Here is a 2405-nt window from a genome sequence, read left to right as displayed (position 1 = left end):
GTGACCGTCACGTTGGACGTGCCGACGGTGGTCGCGGTGCCGGTGATCAGGCCGGTGGACGCGTTGATGGAGAGCCCGGCCGACAGCGGGCCGGGGCGGGTGGCGGACAGGCCGTCCGCCGATGATAGGGATGACCTTTCTGAAACCTGCAGAAAGGCCTGTCAGATGTCCGAGCAGCGCACGGTCCCCTGGCACGAGGGCGACTGGCTCAACGAACCGCAGCAGCAGGCCGACGGCTCCGGCCTGCTCGTCACCACCCGCGAACGCAGCGACTTCTGGCGGACCACCGGGTACGGCTTCGTCCGCGACGACGGGCACGCGCTGCTCGCCCCGTTCCCGCAGGGCGGCGCCACCGAGGTGACGTTCCGGGCCGACTTCGACACGCTGTACGACCAGGCCGGGTTGATGGTCCGCGTCGACGCCGAGAACTGGATCAAGGCCGGGATCGAGTTCAGCGACGGCGTCCCGCACCTCGGCGCGGTGGTCACCCGCGGGGTCTCCGACTGGTCCCTCGCGCCGGTCCCCGACTGGCAGGCGCGCCTGGTCACCGTCCGCGCGAGCCGGAGCGGGGACGCCGTCACCGTGCGCGCCCGCTGCGAGGACGGGCCCTGGCGCCTGGTCCGGCTGGCGCCGCTGCCCGCCGATGCGGCGGCGACGGCCGGACCGTTCTGCTGCTCGCCCGAACGCGGCGGCCTGGAGGTGCACTTCACCCGCTTCACCCGGGGTCCCGCCGACGCCGCACTGCACCTGCCGGCGGACGCCTCAACCGCGGACGCCTGAACCGCGGACGTCCGAACAGCCGGCGGCCGGCCGGGGGCGCGACGGCGGGTCGTCAGGCGGCGAAGACCTGGGAGTCGTCGGCGAAAGCCTTGAACTCCAGGGCGTTGCCGGCCGGGTCGAGCAGGAACATCGTCCACTGCTCGCCGGTCTCGCCCGCGAAGCGGATGTAGGGCTCGATGACGAACGGGGTGCCGGCGGCGCGCAGCCGGTCGGCGAGGCGGTGGAAGTCGGCGATGGCGAGGATCAGGCCGAAGTGCGGCACCGGGACGTCGTGCCCGTCGACGGGGTTGTGGACGCGGGGCGTCCGGCCGTCCGGGGCGAGGTGGGTGACGAACTGGTGGCCGTGGAGGTTCCAGTCCACCCAGGTGTCGGCGCTGCGGCCCTGGGGCAGGCCGAGCACCTCGCCGTAGAAGTGGCGGGCGGCGGCCAGGTCGTCGACCGGCACGGCCAGGTGGAACCGCGGGCGGGGGGTTTCGGGCAGGGACATCGGCACTCCCGTTGTCGCAATGTCAACATCAAGCCAGAGCGGGTGGAATGTTAACATCCGAACATCGAGAGAGGGAGAGAGGGGACGGTCATGGGCGACTTCGGCACCGTGTCCCCGGCGCGCCGCCGGGGCCTGGCCGACGAGGTGGCGGACCGCGTCCGGGAGGCCGTCTTCGACGGCACCTACCCGCCCGGGTCGCCGCTGCGCGAGGTGGAGCTGGCCGCCGCGCTGCAGGTGAGCCGCGGGCCGGTGCGCGAGGCACTGCGGCTGCTGGAGCACGAGGGCCTCGTCCACTGCGAGTGGCACCGCGGCACCACCGTGACGACGCTCTCCCCCGAGGACGTCGCCGAACTCGACAGCCTGCGCGGCGCACTGGAGGACCTGGCCGTGCGGCGCGTCGTCGACCTCGCCTCCGACGAGGACCTCGCCGCCGTCCGCAGGGCCGCCGACCGGATGGAGCGCGCCACCGACGAGCACACGCTGGTGCGCCTCGACATCGCCTTCCACGACGCCGTCTTCGCGGCCGCCCGCCACCGGCGGCTGGCGGAGGCGTGGGAGGGCGTGCGGTGCCAGGTGCACCTGTTCCTGCTGACCCGGATCGGCCGCAGCAGCGAGGGGTACCTCGCCCGCATCCCGGCGGAGCACCGCGAGCTGGTCGCGGCGCTGGAGGCCCGGGACACCGGCCTGGCCCTGGACCTCTTCGCCGCGCACCGCCGGCACGCCGTGGACGTGGTGGTCACCGGCACCGCCGGTCCGGCCTGAGCCTCCCGGGCACCACGACGCTGTGACGCTGCGACGCTGTGACGCCGCGCGACCCTCAGCCGAAGCCGAAGCGGCCGGCCGTCGTCACGTCCAGGGTGTCCTTCAGCATCGCGAGCGCCGCACCGACCGGGCTCGAGCGGCCGCCGCTCACGGTGATGTCCCCCGCCTCCGGGCAGCCGTAGACGACGGCCTTCTCCGGCCCGGCCAGGGCATGGAGCGGGTCCCCCGGGGCGGTCTCCTCCAGCCTGACGCTGACCACCAGGGGCTCGTCGAGACTCGCGCCCGCCACCGCCCGCAGCCGGTGCCCGCGCGCGGCCGCGGCCAGGGCACATCGGCTTCCTTCCGTGGGGCCGGCCGAGCTGCTGCTCGACCGGCC

At 74.3% G+C, this 2405-nt stretch carries 4 protein-coding genes and 1 pseudogene; 2 read left to right on the top strand and 3 right to left on the bottom strand.

All coding sequences use genetic code 11. The annotated features are described in order from the left end of the window. Positions 1 to 68 (bottom strand): hypothetical protein (locus ABZ885_RS39460; RefSeq protein WP_360199767.1); only part of this gene is annotated, 68 nt, incomplete at its 3' end. Between ABZ885_RS39460 and ABZ885_RS39455 the strand changes: the two genes are divergently transcribed. Next, complete coding sequence (locus tag ABZ885_RS39455; protein WP_360199765.1) at positions 67 to 780, top strand: DUF1349 domain-containing protein; 714 nt, start codon at positions 67 to 69, stop codon at positions 778 to 780. The two genes, ABZ885_RS39460 and ABZ885_RS39455, sit on opposite strands and share 2 nt — an antisense overlap. Before the next feature lie 52 nt (positions 781 to 832). Here ABZ885_RS39455 and ABZ885_RS39450 read toward each other — a convergent pair whose 3' ends face one another. Further along, entirely contained in the window at positions 833 to 1267 is a 435-nt protein-coding gene (locus tag ABZ885_RS39450; RefSeq protein ID WP_360199763.1) for a VOC family protein, read from the bottom strand. Positions 1268 to 1357: 90 nt separating this feature from the next. Between ABZ885_RS39450 and ABZ885_RS39445 the strand changes: the two genes are divergently transcribed. Continuing rightward, complete coding sequence (locus ABZ885_RS39445; RefSeq protein ID WP_360199761.1) at positions 1358 to 2029, top strand: GntR family transcriptional regulator; 672 nt, start codon at positions 1358 to 1360, stop codon at positions 2027 to 2029. A gap of 55 nt (positions 2030 to 2084) precedes the next feature. On the opposite strand, the pseudogene ABZ885_RS39440 reads toward ABZ885_RS39445, so the two are convergent. Then, positions 2085 to 2405: pseudogene (locus ABZ885_RS39440) on the bottom strand (homoserine dehydrogenase); the annotation flags it as partial.

It is taken from the genome of Kitasatospora sp. NPDC047058, assembly GCF_040643935.1.
In the GTDB taxonomy this organism is placed as follows: Bacteria; Actinomycetota; Actinomycetes; order Streptomycetales; family Streptomycetaceae; genus Kitasatospora.
The sequence above is the reverse complement of the archived record's forward strand: the minus strand, read 5'-3'. Positions and strand labels throughout refer to the sequence as shown.

What these genes read in the sequence shown, in the direction of transcription:
- ABZ885_RS39455 (WP_360199765.1), top strand. Translation starts at nt 67, where the DNA reads ATGGAGAGCCCGGCCGACAGCGGGCCGGGGCGGGTGGCGGACAGGCCG.
- ABZ885_RS39450 (WP_360199763.1), bottom strand. Translation starts at nt 1,267, where the DNA reads ATGTCCCTGCCCGAAACCCCCCGCCCGCGGTTCCACCTGGCCGTGCCG.
- ABZ885_RS39445 (WP_360199761.1), top strand. Translation starts at nt 1,358, where the DNA reads ATGGGCGACTTCGGCACCGTGTCCCCGGCGCGCCGCCGGGGCCTGGCC.